Origin of the sequence: Enterobacter cloacae complex sp. GF14B, from assembly GCF_004136805.1 — a bacterium.
Taxonomy (GTDB): Bacteria; Pseudomonadota; Gammaproteobacteria; order Enterobacterales; family Enterobacteriaceae; genus Enterobacter; species Enterobacter hormaechei_C.
The window spans coordinates 44810-69558 of the sequence record NZ_QFRV01000009.1 but is presented as its reverse complement, the minus strand read 5'-3'; the positions used below and the strand labels follow the sequence as shown (position 1 = coordinate 69558).

The window sequence follows — 24749 nt, the reverse complement described above, 5'->3', positions numbered from 1 at the left end:
ACTAAAATAAGGCTTACTGAGAACATGGTAGATAAACGCGAATCCTATACTAAAGAAGACCTTCTTGCCTCTGGTCGCGGTGAACTGTTTGGCGCGAAAGGCCCGCAGTTACCAGCCCCAAATATGCTGATGATGGACCGTGTCGTGAAAATGACCGAAACCGGCGGCAACTTTGATAAGGGTTACGTAGAAGCAGAACTCGATATCAACCCGGACCTGTGGTTCTTCGGTTGCCACTTTATTGGCGATCCGGTAATGCCTGGCTGCCTGGGCCTCGATGCCATGTGGCAGCTGGTTGGCTTCTATCTGGGCTGGCTTGGCGGTGAAGGCAAAGGCCGTGCGTTGGGCGTAGGCGAAGTGAAATTCACCGGTCAGGTTCTGCCTACCGCGAAGAAAGTCACCTACCGTATCCATTTCAAACGCATCGTTAACCGCCGCCTGATTATGGGCCTGGCGGACGGTGAAGTGCTGGTAGATGGTCGCCTGATCTATACCGCGAACGACCTGAAAGTGGGTCTGTTCCAGGATACCTCCGCTTTCTGATAACGGCTTTTAGCCCCATCCAGAAAGGCGAAACCTCCGCATTGCGGAGGTTTCTTTTTAAAGAGACGGTATCAAGCAAGTACTGCCCTGTCTCCGATGGCTTCTCGCCAGCCCCCTAGCCATTGGGACCTTTGATTCAGGGCCTGATAGGGACACATTTCTTTTGAACGTCCGGCGATGCCAGCCTGATAACCACGTTGATGAGCCCTTTCCAGGCGATCTCGTTTCTGTCTCTTCATGCCTCGTTTCCCTCATTCTTTTGTCTGGTGGAAAGAAAACAGTGGTTGCAATATGTGCAAGCACAGTTAACGAATACCCCGAATCGACGTCAGCGTCAACGTTCAAAATTCATACGGGTGTCATATTTGTGAGCTACATGGAAGATCGTTTGTACAAAAAATGTGACGCGGGACAAGTAACAACCTGAACGCAAAACGAAAAAAAAGCCGCAATCAGCAAGAAGCTGAGTGCGGCTTTCGTCGATGAATTTTACTTATGGCAGGCGGGAAATCTCTCTTGCGATAGCAGCCGACTCCTGTGCCCATCCCTGCGCAAGTACTTTCACCATTTCGTCATAGCCATCTTTCTGCTGCTTGAGTTCAAGATGAAAAGGACGCTTAATCAGCTGACCCTGGTGATTCAGCAGCCACTCCCCGCTGATAACAACGGCACCATCATAGCGGCCATGGAATCCCGTCACGTTAACATTCAGAGTGTCCTGATCGCTTCCCAGAGGCTGCGAGGCAACGACCCAACCGGGGAGCTGGCTGCTCAGATTCGCCACCAGCGTATTGCGTAGCTGCTGATCCAGCGGGCTGGCCCACAGGTTATTGTTGGCGATTACGTACTGCACATCGCTGGTCTGGTAGACCACCCCGTTGCCCGCCAGGTAATCTGGCACGGCAACCTGTTCAACCCACAGCAGACGGCTGCCCTGCGAGGTGCTGCTCTGCGCACCGGACTGGGCGCTTAACGGCAGCTGGTAGTAGCTTTTGTTATCGCTTCCAGAGCTACAGGCCGTTAATACCAGTGCGCCTGCGATGATTAGCCATTTTTTCATTGTTTCGCCCTCTTAGGCTCAGGATCCTTTTTGTCTTTCGCTTCAAACACCAGTGCGTTGCTCTTTTCATTGAGCGTTTTCAGAACGGGCTGTAGCTCGCGTAAAACCTGATCAAGACGTTGCATATCCGCCACCATCTTGTTGTAGGCCGCTGAGCCCGGCTGGAAGCCCTGCATACTACGATTCAGTTCGCGCAACGTTTTCTGCATATCCTGCGGCAGCTGCTGCATGGACTGGTTGGCCGTGATCTTGTTGATATTATCCAGGGTGGTTTGCAGACGTTGCATCGTCGCCTGGCTCTGATGCAGTGATCCCGTCGCAGCTTCAAGCATTGGATTCAGCGGCAGATTGTTGATCTTATCCAGCGTTTCCATTAGGCGCTGTTGGATCTGCGCCAGGCCACTGCTGACCGTAGGAATGATTTTGTAGCCACCAAATTCACGGATACCCGTCATTGGTGGCGCTTTTGGATAGAAGTCCATATCGACATACAACGCCCCTGTGACCAGGTTGCCGGTTTTCAGCGAGCCGCGCAGCCCGCGATTCAGCAGGTCGCTGATATGCTCCCCAATATCCTGGTCCTCGCCTATCTGGTTAATCAAACGCTCAGGCTCAATGCGGATCAGCACCGGAATACGATAATCATCATCAAGCATCTGCTTCAGTCCCGGAACAAAGTAAGGCACTTGTCCCACTGTCCCCAGACGAATACCGCGGAACTCAACTGGCGCCCCTGGCTGCAAGCCGCGTACAGAGTCCTTAAAGAACATCAGGTAGTCGATGTGATCGGTATAGAGCGCATCCTGAATGCTTTTTTGATCGTCAAACAGTCTGAAGGCGGTTTTCTCCGCCACCGGTTGTCCCAGATCTATACCTTCCGGCACGTCAAAACTGACGCCCCCACCAAACAGCGTGGTGAGTGAACCCATCTCAACGCGCATCCCCGCAGAGGTGAGATCTACCGCGATCCCGCTGTCTTTCCAGAAGCGAACGTTGCTGGTCACCAGGCGGTCATTAGGCGCGTTGATAAATAGCTGATAGCTGATGGTCCGTTTTTGCGGATCGAAGGTGCTTGTTTCAACCGAACCGACGCGATACCCACGGAACAGCACCGGATCGCCCGGCGAGAGCTGGCCCGCTTTTTTACTGTCCAGAATAACGCGGATCCCTTTTGCATCCGGTGGCGCAAGCGGCGGTGAATCCAGCAGCTGATAGTTTGCTGGCTGGGCGCCTTTGTTGCCGGGCTGGAGTTCAATATAAGCCCCGGACAATAGCGTCCCTAAGCCGCTGATCCCTTCTCTACCAACCTGCGGTTTCACTACCCAAAAAACAGAATCTTCATGGAGCAGTTTTTCCATGCCAGCATTCAGGCGGGCCTTGATTTCAACATGGGTTAAATCATCCGTCAGGGTCGCGCTTTCCACGACACCCACATCCACGCTGCGGCTCTTGATGGTGGTTTTTCCGCCCTCAATCCCCTCTGCATTGGTGGTAATTAGCGTGACTTCCGGTCCCTGATGGCTGTAATGATAAAACAGGATCCATGCACCGATCAGCGCGGTCACGATGGGGAAAATCCACACCGGCGACCAGTTTCTGACCTTCTGCACTTTAGCCTCTCCACTCTTATTTTCCATGCTCTTACTCTTCCTCATGGCTTGAATCGGGCTCACGATCCCACGATAAACGAGGGTCGAAGGTCATGGCCGCAAACATGGTCATAATGACGACCAACGCAAACATCAGCGCTCCCATAGCGGGATAAATACTCATCAGCCCCCCCATACGCACCAGCGCTGAGAGAACCGCAATCACGAACACGTCAATCATCGACCAGCGGCCAACAAATTCCACGACCTCATAAATCAGATGCATGCGCTCGCTGTCTCGCTTACCGTGCCCTTTTGCATCCCAGCAAAGCCAGGCAATGGCAATCATCTTTAAGGTCGGAACCATAATACTGGCGAGGAATATGACGCCTGCTACAGGGTAAGATCCCTCGCTCCACAGCAAAATCACCCCGGCCAGTATGGTCGAGGGCATTCTGTCGCCGAGCAAATCGGTGATCATGATCGGCAAGATATTGGCGGGCAGATAGAGCATGACAGAGGTCACCAGCAGCGCCATGGTCCATTGCAGGCTATTTTTGCGCCGGACGTGACCTTTTGTTTCACAGCGCGGACACACCTCGACATCCGCGGGCAGCACGGCGGTGCAGCACGAGCAGGAGCGAAGCCCCTGACGGATACCCGGTACGCCCACCTTTACCGTCTGCGAGAGCGTCGGCGCCGGGGCAATATCGTCCCAGGCCCAGCGTCGGTCCACGCACTGGAACGCGCGCAGTTGCAGCACGCAATACAGACACCACGGAATAAAGCTGCTGCCAATCCCCACATCGCCGTAGGCCATCAGCTTCACGAAGCTGACCAGGATACCCGCGAGAAAAATTTCCGCCATCCCCCAGCTTTTCAGCTGGAAAAGGATCCGCGCGAGTTTGATTTTAAGGACAGTGGGCATCCTGACGCGGTTGACCAGCAGCAGAATGACGACCAGGCAAAAAGCCGGGACGATCTGCACGAACAGAAGAAAGAAGGTGCCAAGGCTGGCGTAATCTTCCGAGAACATCACGCCAGGAATTTCCAGTAAATCTACCTGGCTGGTCATCCCACCTACTTTCATATAGATGAAAGGGAAGAGATTGGAGAGCAGTAACATGAATAAGGCTGCCAGCGCATAAGCCGTAGGACGCTGCCTTGGCGCGTCCCACTCGGTCGTCAGCGTAGCGCCGCAGCGCGGGCAGGCAGCCTTATGTCCGTGACCAAGCTCTGGCAACGCCACGAGCATATCGCATTGCGAGCATAATATATGCCGATCGGCATGGTGCTGGTCACACATAGATTATCCCTGTTTATGCGCCGTTTTTCAGAGACTCAAGGTACTCCCAGCGCTCAAATGCCTCTTCCAGCGCCTGTTCAGCCTGGGAGAGTTCAGCCAATACTTTCTGAGTATAGTCGTGAGGCTGCGTAAAGAATGACGCATCAGCGACCTGGATTTGCAGTGCTTCCAGTGCAGCTTCCAGCTCTTCCAGACGCTGCGGCAGCCCCTCCAGCTCGCGCTGCAAGTTATAACTCATTTTAGCAGGAGACTTTTTGACAGTTTCTGCTTTTGCAACAACAGGTTCAGCGACATTTTTGGTCTTCGCCTGTTTTTGCGCCAGCGACTGTGATTGCTGTCCACGCGCGTCATGATAGCCGCCTACATATTGCCCGATGCGTCCTTCGCCTTCGAAGATCCAGCACTCGGTCACGGTGTTATCGACAAACTGACGATCGTGGCTGACCAGCATCACGGTTCCCTGATAACCATCAATCAACTCTTCCAGCAGTTCCAGCGTTTCGACATCCAGATCGTTAGTCGGTTCATCGAGAATCAATAAGTTACTGGGTTTCAGGAACAAACGCGCCAGCAAAAGACGGTTACGCTCACCGCCGGACAGCGCGCGCACCGGCGTCATGGCGCGTTTCGGGTGGAACAGGAAGTCCTGAAGGTAGCCCAGCACGTGACGCGGCTTGCCGTTAACCATGACCTCCTGTTTGCCCTCAGCGAGGTTATCCATCACCGTACGGTCTGGATCCAGCTCTGCGCGGTGCTGGTCGAAGTACGCCACTTCCAGTTTGGTACCGCAGTGGATACGACCGCTGTCGGCCTGGAGCTGACCGAGCATCAGTTTCAGCAGCGTGGTTTTACCGCACCCGTTCGGGCCGATCAGCGCAATTTTGTCGCCGCGCTGAACCTGAGCGGAGAAATCGTTCACCAGCACTTTGCCGTCAACCGAATAATTCACGTTCTCCATTTCGAAGACAATCTTGCCCGAGCGGGACGCCTCTTCAACCTGCATTTTGGCGCTCCCCATGACTTCACGGCGTTCGCTACGTTCGCGGCGCATCGCCTTCAGGGCGCGAACGCGGCCTTCGTTACGGGTACGACGGGCTTTGATGCCCTGACGGATCCAGACCTCTTCCTGTGCCAGCTTGCGGTCGAACTCGGCGTTTTGCAGCTCTTCGACGCGCAGGTTCTCTTCTTTCTCCAGTAGATAGGTATCGTAATCGCCCGGGTAAGTCACCAGCTTGCCGCGGTCGAGGTCGACAATGCGCGTGGCCATATTGCGGATGAACGAACGGTCGTGGGAGATGAAGATAATGGTGCCGTTAAAGGTTTTCAGGAACCCTTCCAGCCAGTCAATCGCTTCGATATCCAGGTGGTTCGTCGGTTCGTCCAGCAGCAGCACCTTAGGCCCGCTCACCAGGGCACGGCCCAGCGCCGCTTTACGCAGCCAGCCGCCGGAGAGCGCCGACAGCTCCATATCCGCTTCCAGGCCAAGCTGGGCCAGCACTTCATTAATGCGGTTTTCCAGCTGCCACAGACCGTGGTGATCGAGCATCTCCTGCACTTTTGCCAGCTCGTTGAGATTCTTGTCGCTCGGGTCCGTCATCACCAGATGCGAAATCTCGTGGTAACGCTTGAGGTATTCCGCCTGCTCTGAAATCCCTTCGGCCACAAAATCGTAAACGCTGCCGGTGACGTTACGCGGCGGATCCTGTTGCAGACGAGAGACGATCAGATCCTGCTCGTAAACAATACGGCCGTCATCCAGCCCCTGCTCACGGTTGAGGATTTTCATCAGCGTCGATTTACCTGCGCCGTTACGGCCCACCAGACAGACGCGCTCGTTATCTTCGATATGCAGCTCTGCATTATCGAGAAGCGGTGAGTCGCTGAAAGAGAGCCACGCGCCGTGCATACTAATTAAAGACATTTATTTTTCCTTTCAGACTGCGGAAATCAGCCAGCAGTTGTGGATTTGACGGTTACGGGCAAAGTCCTGAGACAGCGTTTTTTGGCTGATTTCTTGTGCTTTCAGTCCCAGTTCGGCCAGGCCGTCGTGATCCATGCGGAATCCGCGCTTGTTGTTCGAGAACATAATGGTGCCGCCTTTACGCAGCAGGCGCTTCAGGTCGGTCATCAGGCGCAGGTGATCGCGTTGAACGTCAAAGCTATCCTCCATACGCTTGGAGTTAGAGAAGGTCGGCGGATCGATAAAGATCAGGTCAAACTGCTCGTCGGTATCGCGCAGCCAGCCCAGCACGTCGGCCTGTAACAGGCGATGCTGACGACCGGTTAAGCCGTTAAGACGCAGGTTGCGCTCTGCCCACTCCAGATAAGTACGGGACATATCGACCGTGGTGGTGCTACGCGCGCCGCCAAGCCCCGCATGAACGCTGGCGCTGCCGGTATAGGAGAACAGGTTCAGGAAGTCTTTGCCCTTGCTCATCTGGCCCAGCATGCGGCGGGCGATACGGTGGTCGAGGAACAGACCGGTATCAAGGTAGTCAGTCAGGTTAACCCACAGGCGCGCGTTATATTCGCCCACTTCGATGAAGTCACCCTTCTCGCCCATCTTCTGATACTGGTTTTTGCCTTTCTGACGCTCACGGGTTTTCAGCACCAGCTTGTTTGGCGAAATGCCGAGTACGGCGATGGTGGCCGCAATCACATCCAGCATACGCTGACGCGCTTTTTGCGCATCGATAGTTTTCGGCGGGGCGTATTCCTGAACCACTACCCAGTCCGCATAGCGGTCAACCGCCACGTTGTATTCCGGCAGGTCAGCGTCGTACAGGCGATAACATTCGATGCCTTCCTGCTTTGCCCACTTCTCAAATTTCTTCAGGTTTTTGCGCAGGCGGTTGGCGTAATCTTCCGCCACGCCTGACGGTTTGCTATCCGCCGCTATCTCTGCCAGATGGTAGTTTTTCTGCACGCAGTCCAGCGGGCCGTTTTTCGCCTTGAACTGGCGATCGGCACGCAATTGCAGGCAGCTCAGCAGCTCCGGCGAGGCGCTAAACAGGGAGAGGTTCCAGCCGCCGAAATGCGCTTTCATGTTGCGGCCCAGCAGGCTGTGCAGTGCAATCAGCGCCGGCTCGCTGTCCAGACGCTCACCATACGGCGGGTTGCTGATCACCGTACCGTACGGGCCTTTTGGCAACGGGTTGGTCAGGTTCGCCACGTCTTTCACCTCGAAGGTGACCAGCTCGCCGATACCGGCACGACGGGCGTTGCTGCGCGCACGTTCAATCACCCGTGCATCGCTGTCCGAACCGTAAAAGTGAGAGGTGTATTCCGCCAGCCCTTTACGGGCGCGGGTCTGCGCATCGTCTTTGACCTCTTTCCAGATGGCCTCATCGTGCTGCGCCCAGCCTTTGAAGCCCCAGTGGCCGCGGTGCAGCCCTGGCGCACGGTCGGTGGCCAGCATCGCGGCTTCAATCAGCAGCGTACCGGAACCGCACATCGGATCGAGCAGCGGCGTACCTGGCTGCCATCCGGAGCGCATCACGATAGCGGCAGCCAGCGTTTCTTTGATCGGCGCCATCCCGGTGCGATCGCGATAACCGCGCAGATGCAGGCCTGCGCCGCTCAGATCAAGGGAAATACTGGCCGTATCGCCGTTCAGCCAGACGTTGATACGCAGATCCGGGTTTTCACGGTCAACGTTCGGACGTTCTTTATTACGACGCGTGAAGCAGTCCACAATGGCATCCTTAACGCGCAGGGCACCGTACTGGCTGTTGCGGATCTCATCGTTGACGCCGTTGAAATGCACCGCAAAGGTGGCGTCCGGGGTGAAGATCTCTGTCCAGTCGATCATCTGTACGCCGGTGTAGAGATCAAGATCGCTGTAGACCTTGCACTCTTTCATCGGCAGCATGATGCGCGACGCCAGACGGCTCCACATCAGGCTCTGGTAAATAAGCCGCGTGTCGCCCTCAAAATGGACACCACCCTGAACCACCCGGCACTCTTTCGCGCCCAGGGCTTCCAGTTCAGTTTTTAACAGCTCTTCCAGCCCACGGGCCGTACTGGCAAACAGAGAATTCATATCGTCACTTTTACTCATAGAAAATTGTCGCGCATTATAGCTAATATGGCGTGTATGTCATAAAGTTGAAGGCTTATTTTCTTTAGCGGGAGTGTGTAGTGGCGACGTTATCCAGGCTTTTTATTCATCCGGTGAAATCGATGCGCGGTATCGGCGTGACTCACGCGCTGGCCGATATGAGCGGATTCGCCTTCGATCGTATTTTTATGGTCACCGAGCCTGACGGTACGTTTATCACCGCACGTCAGTTCCCGCAGATGGTTCGCTTTACGCCTTCCCCGCTTCATGACGGGCTGCATTTGACCGCGCCAGACGGTTCAAGCGTCGTGATCCGCTTTGCTGATTTTGCGCCGCTTGATGCGCCAACGGAAGTGTGGGGCAATCATTTTACCGCGCGTATCGCGCCGGATAACATTAACCAGTGGCTCAGCGGCTTTTTCTCCCGTGACGTTCAGCTGCGCTGGGTTGGGCCTGCGCTGACCCGTCGCGTGAAGCGCCACGATGCGGTTCCCCTCTCCTTCGCGGATGGTTTTCCCTTTCTGCTGACCAGCGAGGCCTCGCTGCGAGATTTACAAAAACGTTGCAAAGCCAGCGTGCAGATGGAGCAGTTTCGCCCGAATCTGGTGGTGACCGGAGCGGAGGCCTGGGATGAAGATACCTGGAAAGTCATCCGCATCGGCAGCGTTATTTTTGACGTGGTGAAACCGTGCAGCCGCTGTATTCTCACCACCATTAGCCCGGAGAAAGGCCAGAAGCATCCTTCCGGTGAACCGCTAAAAACATTGCAGTCATTTCGCACCGCGCAGGATAAAGGTGATGTCGACTTCGGCCAGAACCTGATCCCCCGCTCCAGCGGTGTGATCCGCGTGGGCGACGAGATCGAGATCCTTACCCGCGGGCCTGCCAGGGTGTACGGCGCAGGTCAGGAAGAAGAGATGGTTGACGTGGTAGCCAACGTCGCTTCCGCGGTGGATATTCACTGGGAAGGCAAAGTTATCCGTGGTAACAATCAGCAGGTGCTACTGGAACAACTGGAACAGGCGGGTATCCGCGTACCGTATTCCTGTCGCGCGGGGATTTGCGGATGCTGTCGCATTAAACTGGTCGATGGTGAAGTGAGTGCCCTGAAGAAATCTGCGATTGGCGGTGACGGCACGATCCTGTGCTGTAGCTGTGTCCCGAAAACATCCGTACAGCTGGAAGCTTAAACCGCCTGTTCGAGGCTGAAGGAATCAACGCGCAGCTGTGGCTTCAGCCTGTCGTTCATCACTTTGATGGCATCACCTAACTGCATAACTCGCCCGGCAATGGTCACGCCGGGTTGGGCCAGCAAACAGAGCGCAGCGTTTTCACCGGGTTCAACCACCAGCAAATTCACCTCCTCTTCGGTATCGCTCAGATTGACGCTCGCCGCATCGCCGATAGCCGGGGTCCAGCTCATGCCGTGCGCAAGGAAATGCCAGCTTTTCGGCATTTGCGGTTTCAGGAAACGGATCGCCACCAGTGCATTTAATACCAGTTCAGCGCGCTGTTCTTTGGAGAGATCGAACTCGCGGCATTTTTCTTCGAAAGAGAAATAGAGTGCAGCATCGTCAACGCAAAAGCCTGAGGGAGCAAACGCGTCTGGCGTTAACATTCGGCGCGCAAAACGAGAGCGAAACAACATGCCATTGGCTAAGTCGAGCATCATACGGTCATGCTCTTCACAAAAATACCAGCGCCAGTTATCGTCAGGTTTAATTCGCATGTTTCTCTCCCGTCCCCTAAACGTCCTGTACTAAAAATGTCCTGTTTGCCGCTTCGCTTATAACACTAGTAATAAAAGACTATAATGTCTAAATAAGCAACAATGACGGAATATAAAACAACCAGGGCTGGAAATAAAGCCCTGGTTGTCTGATTAAGAGAAAAGATTAGATATGCGTGACGATTTCTTTAATCAGCGGCGGCCCTTTAAAAATAAAGCCGGAATAAATTTGCACCAGCGATGCGCCTGCCGCCATCTTCTCACGTGCAGCGATGACGGAGTCAATGCCACCCACGCCAATAATCGGCAGCTGGCCTTTTAATTCCGCGGAGAGTGCGCGAATAATTTCGGTGCTTTTTAATTGTACCGGACGGCCACTTAATCCACCCGCTTCGTCACAGTTTTTCATTCCCTGAACGAGAGAGCGATCGAGTGTCGTATTGGTCGCAATCACACCATCAATATTATGGCGAACTAAACTGTCGGCAACCTGGATCAATTCTTCTGCCGAAAGATCCGGGGCGATCTTAACCGCGACCGGAACATATTTATGGTGGATCGCCTGTAGCGCCGTTTGTTTATTTTTAATGGCGCTAAGAAGATCGTCGAGCGCTTCGCCATATTGTAATGAACGCAGCCCTGGGGTGTTAGGCGAGGAAATATTCACCGCAATATAACCGGCATAGGCATAGACTTTTTCCATACAAATCAGATAGTCATCTTTACCCTGCTCGACCGGCGTGTCTTTATTTTTGCCAATATTTATACCCAGCACGCCATCAAAATGGGCTTTCTTAACGTTCTCAACCAGATGATCGACGCCAAGGTTATTAAAGCCCATGCGGTTGATCAGCCCTTCGGCTTCAACCAGGCGAAACAGACGTGGCTTGTCATTTCCCGGCTGCGGACGCGGCGTTACCGTCCCGATTTCGATCGAGCCAAAGCCCATCGCACCGAGTGCATCAATGCATTCGCCATTTTTGTCCAGACCGGCCGCCAGGCCCAGTGGATTTTTGAAAGTCAGGCCCATGCACTGAACTGGTTTTTCCGGCACGTTTTGACGCACCAGCGCGGCCAGAGGCGTTCCTGTAATACGGCGTAACTGCTGAAATGTAAATTCATGAGCGCGCTCAGGATCGAGCTGGAAAAGGGCTTTACGAACGAAGGGGTAGTACATGAACTCTCCTGGATTCCCGGTGTGCAAACCGGGAGGGGATTATGTGCGATCCCGCCCGGAAAGGGAATTGACCTGTGGCAAAAAAAGCCACGTAAAACGCAATCGTTTACTTATCGGTTCGCTTCTTATGCATTTTTCTGCATTCATCCTGAGGATAAATCATTTAGTGGAATAACCACGCAATGTCACACTCCTGAAAATTGTTATGAATGTTAGATAAAAGCAAACAATTAGTTATAAGGAGCAACCATGCGCGTCATTACCCTGGCCGGAAGCCCCCGCTTCCCCTCTCGCTCCAGCGCACTGCTGGAATACGCTCGCGAAAAGCTTAATGCTCTGGATGTCGAAGTGTGTCACTGGAATTTGCACAATTTCGCGCCTGAAGATCTGCTCTACGCCCGTTTCGACAGCCCGGCGCTGAAAACCCTGATCGAACAACTTAAGAGTGCTGACGGGCTGGTCGTCGCGACACCGATTTATAAAGCTTCTTTTTCCGGCGCACTGAAAACGCTCCTCGATCTGCTGCCCGAACGTGCGCTGGACGGTAAGGTCGTCCTGCCGTTGGCCACAGGCGGTACGGTAGCCCATTTACTGGCGGTGGATTATGCCCTCAAGCCGGTTCTGAACGCGCTGAAAGCACAGGAGATCCTGCATGGCGTCTTCGCTGACGACTCACAGGTAATCGACTACCAGCATAAACCGCATTTCACGCCGAATCTGCAAACCCGCCTCGACAGCGCGCTTGAAACCTTCTGGCACGCCCTGAACCGTCGGGATCGCCACGCGGCGGCATTTCATCAATCACAAGGAGTGGCGCATGTTTAAAACAGTTACCCGTATCGGGCTGGCAGGTCTGCTGGCAGTGGCGTCGCTGGCTCAGGCGACGGTGAAAGCGCCGGAGAGCCTGCGTATCGGTTATCAGAAAGGCAGCGTCAGCATGGTGCTGGCGAAAAGCCATGCGTTGCTGGAGAAGCGTTTCCCGGAGACCAAATTCTCATGGGTCGAGTTCCCTGCCGGACCACAGATGCTGGAGGCGCTGAACGTCGGGAGTATTGATTTAGGCAGCACCGGCGATATCCCGCCGATCTTTGCGCAGGCTGCCGGGGCGGATCTGGTTTACGTTGGCGTTGAGCCCGCCAAGCCGAAGGCAGAGGTTATTTTGGTGCCCGAAAACAGCGAGATCAAAAGCGTCGCCGACCTCAAAGGCCATAAGGTTGCTTTCCAGAAAGGTTCAAGCTCGCACAACCTGCTGCTGCGCGCGTTGCAGGAGGCCGGCCTAAAATTCACCGATATCCAGCCCGTTTACCTGACGCCTGCCGATGCGCGCGCGGCGTTTCAGCAAAAAAATGTTGATGCCTGGGCTATCTGGGATCCGTACTACTCCGCCGCACTGTTGCAGGGCGGTGTGCGGGTGCTGAAAGACGGCACCACCCTGAAGCAGACCGGTTCGTTCTACCTGGCGGCACGTCCTTACGCTGAGAAAAATGGCGCCTTTATTCAGCAGGTGCTGGATACCTTCTCTCAGGCCGATGCGCTGACCCAAAGCCAGCGTCAGCAGAGCATCACGCTGCTGGCAAAAACCATGGGCCTGCCTGAACCGGTGATCGCCACCTATCTTGACCACCGTCCTCCCACCACCATAGCGCCGGTTGACGCCCACGTTGCCGCTCTCCAGCAGCAAACGGCAGACCTCTTTTATCAAAACCGCCTGGTTCCAAAGCAGGTGAATATTCGCGAACGCATCTGGCAACCCGCTGGCATTGAAGGAAAAAAATCATGAGTCTGAATCTTTTCTGGTTTTTACCCACCCACGGTGATGGACACTATCTTGGCACAGAAGAAGGCGCCCGCCCGGTCGATCACGGCTACCTACAGCAGATCGCCCAGGCGGCAGACCGCATCGGTTTTACCGGGGTGCTGATCCCGACGGGCCGTTCATGTGAGGATGCGTGGCTGGTTGCCGCGTCAATGATCCCCGTCACCCAGCGCCTGAAATTCCTGGTAGCCTTGCGCCCGAGCGTGGTGTCGCCCACCGTCGCGGCGCGTCAGGCGGCAACGCTGGACAGGCTTTCCAACGGCCGTGCGCTGTTCAACCTTGTGACGGGCAGCGATCCGCAGGAGCTGGCGGGGGATGGCGTTTTCCTCGATCATACCGAACGCTATGAAGCCTCCGCAGAGTTCACCCGCGTCTGGCGACGTCTGCTGGAAGGGGAAACCGTCACCTTCGAAGGGAAACATATCCACGTTCGCGATGCGCAGCTCTACTTCCCGCCGGTACAGCAGCCGCGCCCTCCCCTCTATTTTGGCGGATCGTCGGACGTGGCGCAGGAGCTGGCGGCCGAGCAGGTCGATCTCTATCTGACCTGGGGCGAGCCACCGGAGCTGGTGAAAGAGAAAATTGCTCAGGTACGCGCTAAAGCCGCAGAACATGGCCGTACGGTACGCTTTGGTATTCGCCTGCACGTGATCGTCCGCGAAACCAACGACGAGGCCTGGCAAGCCGCCGACCGTCTGATCGCTCATCTGGACGACGACACTATCGCCAAAGCACAGGCGGCGTTTGCCAAAACCGACTCCGTGGGCCAGCACCGGATGGCCTCCCTGCACAACGGCAAGCGTGAAAATCTTGAGATCAGCCCGAACCTGTGGGCCGGGGTGGGTCTGGTGCGCGGCGGCGCCGGCACGGCGCTGGTCGGCGACGGTCCAACCGTAGCGGCACGCATTAATGAATACGCGGCGCTGGGGATCGACAGCTTTATCCTGTCTGGCTACCCGCATCTGGAGGAGGCGTACAAGGTGGGTGAACTGCTGTTTCCGCACCTGGATGTCGCTATCCCGGAAATTCCGCAGCCACGCCAGCTTCAGTTACAGGGCGAAGCCGTGGCGAACGCGTTTATCCCGAGAAAAGTCGCGCAAAGCTAAGGAGCCACCATGTCTGCAACCGCACAAAAATGGCTACTGCGCGCCGCGCCGTGGTTTCTGCCCGTCGGCATTGTCCTCGTCTGGCAACTGGCGTCTTCAACTGGCTGGCTGTCGAGCCGCATTTTGCCCTCTCCGGAGGGCGTTGTGGAAGCGTTCTGGTCGCTCAGCGCCAGCGGTGAGCTGTGGCAACATCTTGCCATCAGCTCCTGGCGCGCGGTAATCGGCTTTTCGATTGGCGGAAGCATCGGCCTGACGCTGGGGCTGATCAGCGGCCTGTCCCGCTGGGGTGAGCGGCTGCTGGATACCTCCGTTCAGATGCTGCGTAACGTGCCGCATCTGGCGCTTATCCCACTGGTTATTTTGTGGTTTGGCATTGATGAGAGCGCCAAAATTTTCCTCGTGGCGCTGGGAACGTTATTCCCGATTTATATCAATACCTGGCATGGGATCCGCAATATCGATCGCGGTCTGGTTGAGATGGCCCGCAGCTATGGCCTGTCAGGTTTTGCCCTGTTTACCCATGTGATCCTGCCGGGCGCCCTGCCCTCTATTATGGTTGGGGTGCGTTTTGCGCTCGGCCTGATGTGGCTAACCCTGATCGTGGCGGAAACCATTTCGGCTAACTCCGGCATTGGTTATCTGGCGATGAACGCCCGCGAGTTCCTGCAAACGGACGTGGTGGTGGTTGCCATTATCCTTTATGCCCTGCTCGGCAAACTTGCGGACGTCAGCGCCCAGTGGCTGGAACGTAGCTGGCTGCGCTGGAACCCGGCCTACACCGCTCAGGAGGCGAAAGCATGAATACTGCACGACTGAACCAGGGAACACCGTTACTGCTGAACGGCGTGACCAAACGCTACGGCGACAACACCATTCTGAATGCACTGGATCTGCACATTCCTGCCGGACAGTTTGTTGCCGTTGTCGGCCGCAGCGGTGGCGGCAAGAGTACCCTGCTGCGTCTTTTAGCCGGGCTGGAAGCGCCAAACAGCGGTGACATTCTGGCAGGCACTACGCCGCTGGCCACGATTCAGGATGATACGCGCATGATGTTTCAGGATGCGCGTCTGCTGCCGTGGAAAACGGTGATGGATAACGTCGGGCTGGGCCTGAAGGGCAGCTGGCGGGAGGACGCCCGGCAGGCACTCGCTGCGGTAGGGCTGGAGAATCGCGCGGGAGAGTGGCCTGCGGCCCTGTCGGGTGGACAAAAGCAGCGCGTAGCGCTGGCACGCGCGCTGATTCATCGTCCCGGCCTGCTGCTGCTTGATGAACCGCTCGGCGCGCTTGATGCCCTGACGCGGATCGAAATGCAGGATCTGATTGAAACCCTATGGCAGACGCACGGCTTTACGGTGCTGCTGGTGACGCATGATGTCAGTGAAGCCGTGGCAATGGCAGACAGGGTGCTGTTAATAGAAGAAGGTAAAATTGGTCTGGATCTGACGGTAGATATTCCGCGTCCTCGCCGCGTGGGATCGGCCCGACTGGGGGAGCTGGAAGCCGAAGTGCTGGATCGGGTGATGAAGCGTGGGGTAAGTGAACGGGTGTTGATTAAAGCTAATGCCTGATGCCCGCACCCCGGCCCTCTCCCACAGGGAGAGGGAGAAAAAACTAAAAACGGCAACCGAGGTTGCCGTTTTGCTTTTACCTGCCCACCGGGCAATTTTTTATTACGCTAAGGCCTTAGCAATCTTCTCGTACAGATCGCCAGACAGATTTTCCAGCCCTTTCAGCTGCTCAAGCGCGGCGCGCATTTTCGCCTGACGCTGCGCATCGTAACGTTTCAGGCGGATCAGCGGCTCAATCAGACGAGACGCCACCTGCGGGTTACGGCTGTTCAGCTCGGTCAGCATTTCAACCATGAACTGATAACCGCTGCCGTCTTCGGCATGGAACGCGGCCGGGTTGCTGCTGGCGAAGGCACCAATCAGAGAGCGGACGCGGTTCGGGTTGCTCATGGTGAACGAACGGTGCTTCAGCAGGCTACGTACTTTGCTGAGTACATCGGCTGCCGGACTGGTGGCCTGAAGGATGAACCACTTGTCCATCACCAGACCATCCTGATACCACTTGTCGTCGTACTCCTGCATCAGCGCATCGCGGCACGGCAGCTCGGCGGCAACGCTTGCAGCCAGCGCGGCCAGGGCATCCGTCATGTTATCGGCTTCGTGGTACTGCTTGCTGACCAGCGTGTTCGCCAGCTCTGCCTCACCAAACGCCAGATAGCGCAGGCAGGTATTGCGCAGGGAACGTTTACCGATATCCGCATGTTCCACCCGATACGCGTCCAGCTTGTTGGCGTTGTAAATGGCGAGGAACTCATCTGCCAGTTCGGTCGCCAGCGTGCGGGTCAGCGCTTCACGCACGGCGACGATGGCAATCGGATCAATGATGTCAAACAGCTCGGCGATTTCAGTCGCAGACGGCAGCGTTAAAATTTCAGCCGCCAGCGCCGGGTCAATGTTCTCATCCAGCAGGATGGCACGGAACGCGTCTGCCACATGAACCGGCAGCGTCAACGGCTGGCCCTGCTGGTAACGGTTGACGTTCAGCTTGATGTAGGTCGCCAGCAGACTTTGTGCCGCATCCCAGCGCGAGAAATCGTTGCGCGCGTGACGCATCAGGAACGTCAGCTGCTGATCGCTCCACTTGTATTCGAGTTTCACCGGCGCGGAGAATTCGCACAGCAGGGCGGGAACGGGCTGGAAATAGACGTTATCGAAGATAAAGGTCTGCTCTGCCTGGGTCACGTTCAGCACGTTATGCACCGGGTGACCGCCCTTCTGTAACGGGATCACGTTGCCTTCGTTGTCGTACAGCTCAACGCTGAACGGAATGTGCAGCGGATGTTTCTCTTCCTGCTCGGCCGTTGGCGGCGTGCGCTGGCTGATGGTCAGCGTGTACTGCTCGGTTTCCGGGTTGTAGTCGTCTTTGACCGTCACGATCGGCGTACCGGCCTGGCTGTACCAGCGGCGGAAATGAGACAGATCCACGTTAGAGGCGTCCTCCATCGCCTGGACGAAATCGTCGCAGGTGGCCGCACTGCCGTCGTGACGCTCGAAGTAAAGCTGCATCCCTTTCTGGAAATTCTCTTCGCCCAGCAGGGTGTGGATCATGCGGATAATTTCAGCGCCTTTTTCATACACCGTCAGGGTGTAGAAGTTATTCATCTCAATGACTTTATCCGGGCGGATCGGGTGGGCCATTGGGCTGGCATCTTCTGCAAATTGCAGACCACGCATAGTGCGCACGTTGTTGATGCGGTTCACCGCCCGCGATCCCAGATCGGAGCTGAACTCCTGATCGCGGAAGACGGTTAAGCCCTCTTTCAGGCTCAGCTGGAACCAGTCGCGACAGGTGACGCGGTTCCCGGTCCAGTTGTGAAAATATTCGTGGCCGATAACGCGTTCGATATCGAGGTAATCTTTATCCGTGGCGGTATCGGTACGCGCCAGCACGTATTTGGAGTTAAAGATGTTAAGACCTTTATTCTCCATCGCGCCCATGTTGAAGAAATCGACAGCAACAATCATATAGATATCGAGGTCATATTCGAGACCAAAGCGCGTTTCATCCCACTTCATGGAGTTGATGAGAGAGGTCATTGCCCACGGTGCGCGGTCAAGGTTGCCACGGTCCACGAACAGCTCCAGCGCGACTTCACGGCCAGAGCGCGTTTTAAAGGTGTCGCGGAGAACATCGAAATCTCCCGCCACCAGCGCAAACAGATAGCAGGGTTTCGGGAACGGATCCTGCCACTGTACCCAGTGACGGCCATTCTCCATTTCCCCCTCGCCAATCCGGTTGCCGTTGGAGAGCAGGTACGGGTACAGCGTTTTGTCGGCAATAATTTTGGTGGTAAAGCGCGCCAGGACGTCCGGGCGATCAAGATACCAGGTAATGTGGCGGAAACCTTCGGCTTCACACTGGGTACACAGGGCTACGCCTGACTGGTAAAGCCCTTCCAGCGCGGTATTGGCGGCAGGGCTAATTTCATTCACGATGCGCAGGGTAAAGCGTTCCGGCAGGTTGTCGATGACCAGCTGGTTGCCTTCTTCTTTATAGTCTGACCAGGCTTCATCGTTAATATGCAGGGAAACCAGCGTCAGGTCTTCACCATCCAGACGCAGCGGCACGGCTGTCGCGCTCTGGCGCGTCACCTGGCTTACCGCCGTCACGACGGTTTTTGTGGCATCCAGGTCGAAAGTCAGATCGATATCGCTTATCAGGTATTCCGGCGCACGGTAGTCGTGGCGGTATTTAGCTTGTGGCTGTTGTGTCATAGAAAACCTTATGCATCGTTTGTCGAGTAACGATTCAATATATTCCTGTTGTGTAAAACGCGCTATGCAGAATGTTCATCTTTTCAGGCACAACGCCCTTTTTAGCTACATTTTTATAACACGGGGCACGAAATGCTCTCGACCATAAAGTGTGCTTATGTTGTGATCGGGGTTCAATAAATCACTAAACAGGGTATACTCCGGAGTTGTTTATTGTACTAAACGCTCCCGTGAGAGGATGCTACAGCGCACCTATGACTCAATTCGCTTCTCCGGTTCTGCATACGTTGCTGGATACCGACGCGTACAAGCTGCATATGCAGCAAGCCGTGTTTCACCACTATCATGATGTCCATGTTGCGGCGGAATTTCGCTGCCGGGGTGACGACTTGCTGGGTATCTACGCAGATTCCATTCGTGAACAGGTCGAGGCCATGCAGCATCTGGCGCTCACCGATGACGAATATCAGTGGCTTTCAGGCCTGCCTTTCTTCAAAGCGGACTATCTGAACTGGCTGCGTGAGTTCCGCTATAAGCCGGAACAGGTCACCGTCACCAATGATAACGGCAAGCTGGACATTCGTCTGACCGGCCCGTGGCGCGAGGTGATCATGTGGGAAGTGCCGCTTCTGGCCGTGATCAGCGAGCTGGCCCACCGCTATCGCTCCCCTGAGACCGGTGTGACGCAGGCGGTCGCCGCTCTGGAGAATAAACTCGTTGAGTTTTCCAGACTGACCGAAGGGCTGGATATGTCCCGCTTCCGTCTGATGGACTTTGGCACGCGCCGCCGCTTCTCTCGCGAGGTTCAGGAAGCCATTGTCAGACGTCTGCAACAGGAGCCGTGGTTCGTTGGCACCAGTAACTACGATCTGGCACGTCGCCTTGATTTAACGCCGATGGGCACCCAGGCGCACGAATGGTTCCAGGCGCACCAGCAGATTAGCCCTGACCTTGCCAACAGCCAGCGCGCCGCCCTCGCCGCGTGGCTAGAGGAATACCCGGATCGGCTGGGTATTGCCCTTACCGACTGCATTACCATGGACGCGTTCCTGCGCGACTTTGGCCCTGAGTTTGCCGAACGCTACCAGGGTTTGCGCCATGATTCCGGGGACCCGGTTGAATGGGGTGAGAAAGCCATCGCCCATTACGAAAAGCTGGGTATCGACCCAATGAGTAAGGTGCTGGTCTTTTCCGATAACCTTGACCTGGCGAAAGCCGTCGACCTTTATCGCCACTTCTCATCGCGGGTGAACCTGAGTTTCGGGATTGGTACGCGCTTAACCTGTGATATCCCCCAGGTGAAACCGCTGAACATCGTCATAAAGCTAGTGGAATGTAACGGTAAGCCGGTCGCGAAGCTCTCCGACAGCCCTGGCAAAACCATCTGCCATGACAAAGCGTTTGTCCGCGCATTACGTAAAGCCTTCGATCTGCCTCAGGTTAAAAAAGCCAGTTAACGGCTTCGGGGGAGCCTTCATGGCTCCCCTTCTCTTATTTATTTCTTATTTCTTCTCTCAAGACGGTGAAATTTACTTGTCTGATAGCGGATGGCAGGTAACATAGATATCCCCCCTATAAGGGCGGACAAGTGTTTATTTTTTCCGACTATTAACAGAGAGAATATTATGAGCGTTGTGCCTGTAGCCGACGTACTCCAGGGCCGTGTCGCCGTTGACCAGGAGGTCACCGTGCGCGGATGGGTGCGTACTCGCCGAGATTCTAAAGCTGGCATCTCCTTCCTCGCCGTCTATGACGGTTCCTGCTTTGATCCTGTACAGGCCGTCATTAATAATTCTCTGCCCAATTACAATGATGACGTTCTGCACCTGACAACCGGCTGTTCCGTGATCGTCACCGGTGTTGTGGTGGCCTCTCCGGGCCAGGGTCAGAGCTACGAAATTCAGGCGACCTCGGTGGAAGTGACCGGCTGGGTTGAAGATCCGGACACCTATCCGATGGCTGCAAAGCGTCACAGCATCGAATATCTGCGTGAAGTTGCGCACCTGCGTCCGCGCACCAACCTGATTGGTGCGGTTGCCCGCGTGCGTCATACGCTGGCGCAGGCGCTGCATCGCTTCTTTGACGAGCAGGGTTACTTCTGGGTTTCTACTCCGCTGATCACGGCATCCGATACCGAAGGCGCAGGTGAAATGTTCCGCGTTTCAACGCTGGATATGGAAAACCTGCCGCGTACGCCGGAAGGTAAAGTGGATTACGACAAAGACTTCTTTGGTAAAGAAGCCTTCCTGACGGTTTCTGGCCAGCTGAACGGCGAAACCTACGCCTGTGCGCTGTCTAAGATCTATACCTTCGGCCCAACCTTCCGTGCGGAAAACTCCAACACCAGCCGTCACCTGGCGGAATTCTGGATGCTGGAGCCGGAAGTGGCCTTTGCCGATCTGAATGACGTGGCAGGCCTGGCAGAAGCGATGCTGAAATACGTGTTCAAAGCGGTTCTCGAAGAGCGCGCAGACGACATGAAATTCTTCGCTGAGCGTGTCGATAACGACGCCATCGCCCGTCTTGAGCGCTTCGTCTCCGCAGACTTCGCGCAGGTGGATTACACCGACGCGGTCGCTATCCTGGAAAAATGCGGTGAGAAATTCGAAAACCCGGTTTACTGGGGCGTGGATCTCTCCTCCGAGCACGAACGTTATCTGGCAGAGAAGCACTTCAAAGCACCGGTTGTGGTGAAAAATTATCCGAAAGACATTAAGGCGTTCTATATGCGCCTTAACGAAGACGGTAAAACCGTTGCCGCGATGGACGTGCTGGCGCCGGGCATCGGTGAGATTATCGGTGGCTCCCAGCGTGAAGAGCGACTGGATGTGCTGGACGCGCGTATGCAGGAGATGGGTCTGAACCCGGCGGACTACAGCTGGTATCGCGATCTCCGTCGCTACGGCACCGTCCCGCACTCCGGCTTTGGCCTTGGCTTTGAACGTCTGATTGCTTACGTAACAGGTGTTCAGAACGTACGTGATGTGATTCCGTTCCCACGCACACCGCGTAACGCAAGTTTCTAACCGACCAAATCCTTAATGGCCAGCAAATGCTGGCCATTATTTTATCCTGCAATGTCAGTTTTCGTCAGTCAAAAGTAAGCGTCTTTAAACCACAACCCCGCGATTACCTCTACCTGTTACGTTTTGTTTCCACGAAATATCCTGAGATAAAAAAATAACCCCATTTTTATGGCGCTTAATACAATCCTTACGCAATAGCACAAAAAACAACCACCCTCACAGCCATCTGGATGGCTTTTGTCGATTACAAGAAAAAATGAGCCGTTTAACTTCTGTTTATACGAAAGGCCTTTAGCTAAATTAAACATAAGGAAATCATATATATAAGAATAAAGCGGAGGTTTAATTCACCAGAAAGCGCTGAAGTTTGAGGTGCTTCACAAAGTTCCCAAAAATACACATTTAGTTACATATATTTTCTTTTGGTAACTGAATCTTGAAGATTGTAGCACTTTCAGTGTAGCGAAACGGTTCTATGAATGGAAAGATGCCTGTCAGACACATAAAGACACCTAACTCTCATCAATAGTTCCGGAAATATTTATTGACAGAATTTATTGACGGCAGTGGCGAGTGTCATAAAAAAACCAATGAGGGTAATAAATAATGATGAAGCGCAATATCCTGGCAGTGGTAGTCCCTGCCCTGCTGGTAGCCGGTGCAGCAAACGCTGCTGAAATCTATAACAAAGACGGCAACAAATTAGATCTTTACGGGAAAGCAGTTGGCCTGCATTACTTCTCCGATAATGACAGCAACGATGGCGACAACACTTACGCACGTCTGGGCTTCAAAGGCGAAACTCAGATCAACGATCAGCTGACTGGCTACGGTCAGTGGGAATACAACTTCCAGGGTAACAACTCTGAAGGTGGCGATGCACAGAACGGCAACAAAACCCGTCTGGCATTCGCAGGTCTGAAATTCGGTGACGCAGGCTCCTTCGACTACGGTCGTAACTACGGTCTGGTCTATGATGCAATCGGCATCACCGATATGCTCCCTGAGTTCGGTGGCGACACCGGCGCGAGCGATAACTTCTTCTCTGGCCGTACCGGTGGCCTGGCGACGTACCGTAACAGCAACTTCTTCGGCCTGGTTGACGGTCTGAACTTTGGTGTTCAATACCTGGGCAAAAACGAGCGTACTGATGCAGTACGTTCCAACGGCGACGGCTGGGCAACCTCACTGAGCTATGATTTCGAAGGCTTCGGCATTGTGGGTGCTTATGGCGCCGCTGACCGTACCAACAACCAGCAGACGCTGGAATGGGGTAAAGGCGACAAAGCTGAACAGTGGGCAACCGGCCTGAAATATGACGCGAACAACATCTACCTGGCAGCTATTTATGGCGAAATGCGTAACGCAGCGCGTCTGGGCAGCCGTGGTTTCGCTAACAAGTCTCAGGACTTCTCTGTCGTCGCTCAGTACCAGTTCGATTTCGGTCTGCGTCCATCCATCGCTTATTACAAATCTAAAGCGAAAGACGTAGAAGGTATCGGTGACGAAGACTACATCAACTACATCGACGTTGGTGCGACATACTACTTCAACAAAAACATGTCTACCTATGTTGACTATCAGATCAACCAGCTGAAAGACGACAACAAGCTGGGCATCAACAACGACGACATCGTGGCTCTGGGTCTGGTTTACCAGTTCTAATCAGCACACCTCGTTGTTATATGCTTAATGAACAGGGCTTCGGCCCTGTTTTTTTATTCCTGAGAGAAAATAATAGCGACTTTTGAAAAGCCGCACGCTTTTCGTCGCAAACGGTTGGCATTTTGTAAATCTACCGTTAACCTGATAGCGGATTTCACTTCTGTAATCACAATGGAACTTCGTCATGTTTGAGAACATTACTGCCGCTCCTGCCGACCCAATTCTGGGCCTGGCCGATCTGTTTCGCGCCGACGACCGCCCTGGAAAAATCAACCTGGGTATTGGTGTATATAAAGATGAAACCGGCAAAACTCCGGTACTGACCAGCGTCAAAAAAGCTGAGCAGTATCTGCTGGAAAACGAAACCACCAAAAACTACCTCGGTATTGATGGTATCCCTGAATTTGGTCGCTGCACCCAGGAGCTGCTGTTCGGCAAAGGCAGCACCATTGTGAGCGAAAAACGCGCCCGCACGGCGCAGACCCCAGGCGGTACCGGCGCACTGCGCGTGGCGGCAGATTTCCTGGCGAAAAACACTTCTGTGAAGCGTGTGTGGGTAAGCAATCCAAGCTGGCCGAACCATAAGAGCGTGTTTAATTCTGCGGGTCTGGAAGTGCGTGAATACGCCTACTACGACGCAGCCAGCCACGCGCTGGATTTTGACGGCCTGCTGGCCAGCCTGAGCGAAGCCCAGGCGGGCGATGTGGTGCTGTTCCACGGCTGCTGCCATAACCCAACCGGTATCGATCCTACGCTTGAGCAGTGGGAACAGCTGGCTAAGCTGTCCGTTGAAAAAGGCTGGCTGCCGCTGTTTGACTTCGCTTACCAGGGCTTTGCCCGTGGTCTGGAAGAAGATGCAGAAGGTCTGCGTGCATTCGCCGCCGTGCATCAAGAGTTGATAGTCGCAAGCTCCTATTCCAAGAACTTTGGTCTGTATAACGAGCGTGTCGGCGCCTGTACGCTGGTGGCTGCTGACGAAGCAACCGTCGATCGCGCATTCAGCCAGATGAAGTCCGTGATCCGCGCTAACTACTCCAACCCACCGGCACACGGTGCGTCTGTGGTCGCGACGATCCTGAGCAACGATGCGCTGCGCGCCATCTGGGAGCAAGAGCTGAACGATATGCGTCAGCGCATTCAGCGCATGCGTCTGCTGTTTGTGAACACGCTGGCTGAGAAAGGCGCTGACCGTGACTTCAGCTTCATCATCAAGCAGAACGGCATGTTCTCCTTCAGCGGCCTGACCAAAGAGCAGGTGCTGCGCCTGCGTGAAGAGTTTGGCGTGTATGCCGTTGCATCTGGCCGCGTGAACGTTGCAGGTATGACGCCTGACAACATGGCGCCGCTGTGCGAAGCCATTGTCGCGGTGCTATAACCTGCATCCCTAAA

Annotated in this window: 20 protein-coding genes; 11 read left to right on the top strand and 9 right to left on the bottom strand. The window is 54.9% G+C overall.

Annotated elements, in window-relative coordinates:
• The first annotated feature begins 24 nt into the window (after window positions 1-24).
• Window positions 25-543, top strand: a complete 519-nt coding sequence (gene fabA / locus DD606_RS05205; protein ID WP_000227926.1) for a bifunctional 3-hydroxydecanoyl-ACP dehydratase/trans-2-decenoyl-ACP isomerase — start codon at window positions 25-27, stop codon at window positions 541-543.
• A 71-nt stretch (window positions 544-614) separates the two neighbouring features.
• On the opposite strand, the gene rmf is transcribed toward fabA, so the two are convergent.
• The 6 genes from rmf to rlmKL all read right to left on the bottom strand — a co-directional run bounded on the left by rmf (window position 615) and on the right by rlmKL (window position 8540).
• Complete coding sequence (gene rmf, locus DD606_RS05200; protein WP_003858162.1) at window positions 615-782, bottom strand: ribosome modulation factor; 168 nt, start codon at window positions 780-782, stop codon at window positions 615-617.
• A 254-nt stretch (window positions 783-1036) separates the two neighbouring features.
• A complete protein-coding gene (gene pqiC, locus DD606_RS05190) occupies window positions 1037-1603 on the bottom strand; it encodes a membrane integrity-associated transporter subunit PqiC (RefSeq protein ID WP_017384809.1) in 567 nt (188 codons plus the stop codon).
• Entirely contained in the window at window positions 1600-3240 is a 1641-nt protein-coding gene (pqiB, locus tag DD606_RS05185) for an intermembrane transport protein PqiB (RefSeq protein ID WP_003858166.1), read from the bottom strand. The genes pqiC and pqiB overlap by 4 nt, the downstream gene beginning before the upstream one ends.
• A gap of 4 nt (window positions 3241-3244) precedes the next feature.
• A complete protein-coding gene (pqiA, locus tag DD606_RS05180; protein WP_017693685.1) occupies window positions 3245-4498 on the bottom strand; it encodes a membrane integrity-associated transporter subunit PqiA in 1254 nt (417 codons plus the stop codon).
• 13 nt (window positions 4499-4511) lie between these two features.
• Window positions 4512-6419, bottom strand: coding sequence for an ABC transporter ATP-binding protein (locus DD606_RS05175; protein ID WP_006809352.1), 1908 nt, complete (start codon window positions 6417-6419; stop codon window positions 4512-4514).
• A 12-nt stretch (window positions 6420-6431) separates the two neighbouring features.
• Window positions 6432-8540 carry a bifunctional 23S rRNA (guanine(2069)-N(7))-methyltransferase RlmK/23S rRNA (guanine(2445)-N(2))-methyltransferase RlmL gene (gene rlmKL, locus DD606_RS05170; protein ID WP_003858171.1) on the bottom strand — a complete coding sequence of 703 codons (2109 nt, stop codon included), beginning with the start codon at window positions 8538-8540 and terminating at the stop codon, window positions 6432-6434.
• A 98-nt stretch (window positions 8541-8638) separates the two neighbouring features.
• On the opposite strand from rlmKL, the gene DD606_RS05165 reads away from it, so the two are divergent.
• Window positions 8639-9748, top strand: coding sequence for a YcbX family protein (locus DD606_RS05165; RefSeq protein WP_050871134.1), 1110 nt, complete (start codon window positions 8639-8641; stop codon window positions 9746-9748).
• On the opposite strand, the gene zapC is transcribed toward DD606_RS05165, so the two are convergent.
• The gene (gene zapC, locus DD606_RS05160) at window positions 9745-10287 is read right to left on the bottom strand and encodes a cell division protein ZapC (RefSeq protein ID WP_022650736.1); all 543 of its coding nucleotides are present in this window, start codon (window positions 10285-10287) and stop codon (window positions 9745-9747) included. The two genes, DD606_RS05165 and zapC, sit on opposite strands and share 4 nt — an antisense overlap.
• Before the next feature lie 166 nt (window positions 10288-10453).
• Complete coding sequence (pyrD, locus tag DD606_RS05155) at window positions 10454-11464, bottom strand: quinone-dependent dihydroorotate dehydrogenase (RefSeq protein ID WP_015570907.1); 1011 nt, start codon at window positions 11462-11464, stop codon at window positions 10454-10456.
• Between the two features lie 249 nt (window positions 11465-11713).
• Between pyrD and ssuE the strand changes: the two genes are divergently transcribed.
• From ssuE to ssuB, 5 genes are read left to right on the top strand one after another with little or no spacing between them, the layout of a single operon-like run.
• The gene (ssuE, locus tag DD606_RS05150; protein ID WP_003858180.1) at window positions 11714-12289 is read left to right on the top strand and encodes an NADPH-dependent FMN reductase; all 576 of its coding nucleotides are present in this window, start codon (window positions 11714-11716) and stop codon (window positions 12287-12289) included.
• Window positions 12282-13244 (top strand): sulfonate ABC transporter substrate-binding protein, encoded by a 963-nt coding sequence (locus DD606_RS05145; RefSeq protein ID WP_023315761.1) that lies wholly within the window; start codon window positions 12282-12284, stop codon window positions 13242-13244. The genes ssuE and DD606_RS05145 overlap by 8 nt, the downstream gene beginning before the upstream one ends.
• Window positions 13241-14386, top strand: coding sequence for an FMNH2-dependent alkanesulfonate monooxygenase (ssuD, locus tag DD606_RS05140; RefSeq protein WP_017384817.1), 1146 nt, complete (start codon window positions 13241-13243; stop codon window positions 14384-14386). The genes DD606_RS05145 and ssuD overlap by 4 nt, the downstream gene beginning before the upstream one ends.
• A gap of 9 nt (window positions 14387-14395) precedes the next feature.
• Window positions 14396-15187, top strand: a complete 792-nt coding sequence (gene ssuC, locus DD606_RS05135; RefSeq protein ID WP_003858185.1) for an aliphatic sulfonate ABC transporter permease SsuC — start codon at window positions 14396-14398, stop codon at window positions 15185-15187.
• Window positions 15184-15954, top strand: coding sequence for an aliphatic sulfonates ABC transporter ATP-binding protein (gene ssuB, locus DD606_RS05130; RefSeq protein ID WP_023324411.1), 771 nt, complete (start codon window positions 15184-15186; stop codon window positions 15952-15954). Before ssuC ends, ssuB begins: the two co-directional genes overlap by 4 nt.
• A gap of 102 nt (window positions 15955-16056) precedes the next feature.
• On the opposite strand, the gene pepN is transcribed toward ssuB, so the two are convergent.
• A complete protein-coding gene (pepN, locus tag DD606_RS05125; RefSeq protein ID WP_022650731.1) occupies window positions 16057-18669 on the bottom strand; it encodes an aminopeptidase N in 2613 nt (870 codons plus the stop codon).
• A 254-nt stretch (window positions 18670-18923) separates the two neighbouring features.
• Between pepN and pncB the strand changes: the two genes are divergently transcribed.
• The 4 genes from pncB to DD606_RS05105 all read left to right on the top strand — a co-directional run bounded on the left by pncB (window position 18924) and on the right by DD606_RS05105 (window position 24735).
• On the top strand, window positions 18924-20126 hold the full coding sequence (gene pncB / locus DD606_RS05120) for a nicotinate phosphoribosyltransferase (protein ID WP_003858188.1): 1203 nt from the start codon (window positions 18924-18926) through the stop codon (window positions 20124-20126).
• 168 nt (window positions 20127-20294) lie between these two features.
• Complete coding sequence (asnS, locus tag DD606_RS05115; protein WP_003858191.1) at window positions 20295-21695, top strand: asparagine--tRNA ligase; 1401 nt, start codon at window positions 20295-20297, stop codon at window positions 21693-21695.
• A gap of 606 nt (window positions 21696-22301) precedes the next feature.
• A complete protein-coding gene (ompF, locus tag DD606_RS05110; RefSeq protein WP_022650730.1) occupies window positions 22302-23360 on the top strand; it encodes a porin OmpF in 1059 nt (352 codons plus the stop codon).
• A gap of 184 nt (window positions 23361-23544) precedes the next feature.
• Complete coding sequence (locus tag DD606_RS05105) at window positions 23545-24735, top strand: amino acid aminotransferase (RefSeq protein WP_003858198.1); 1191 nt, start codon at window positions 23545-23547, stop codon at window positions 24733-24735.
• The last annotated feature ends 14 nt before the right edge of the window (window positions 24736-24749 follow it).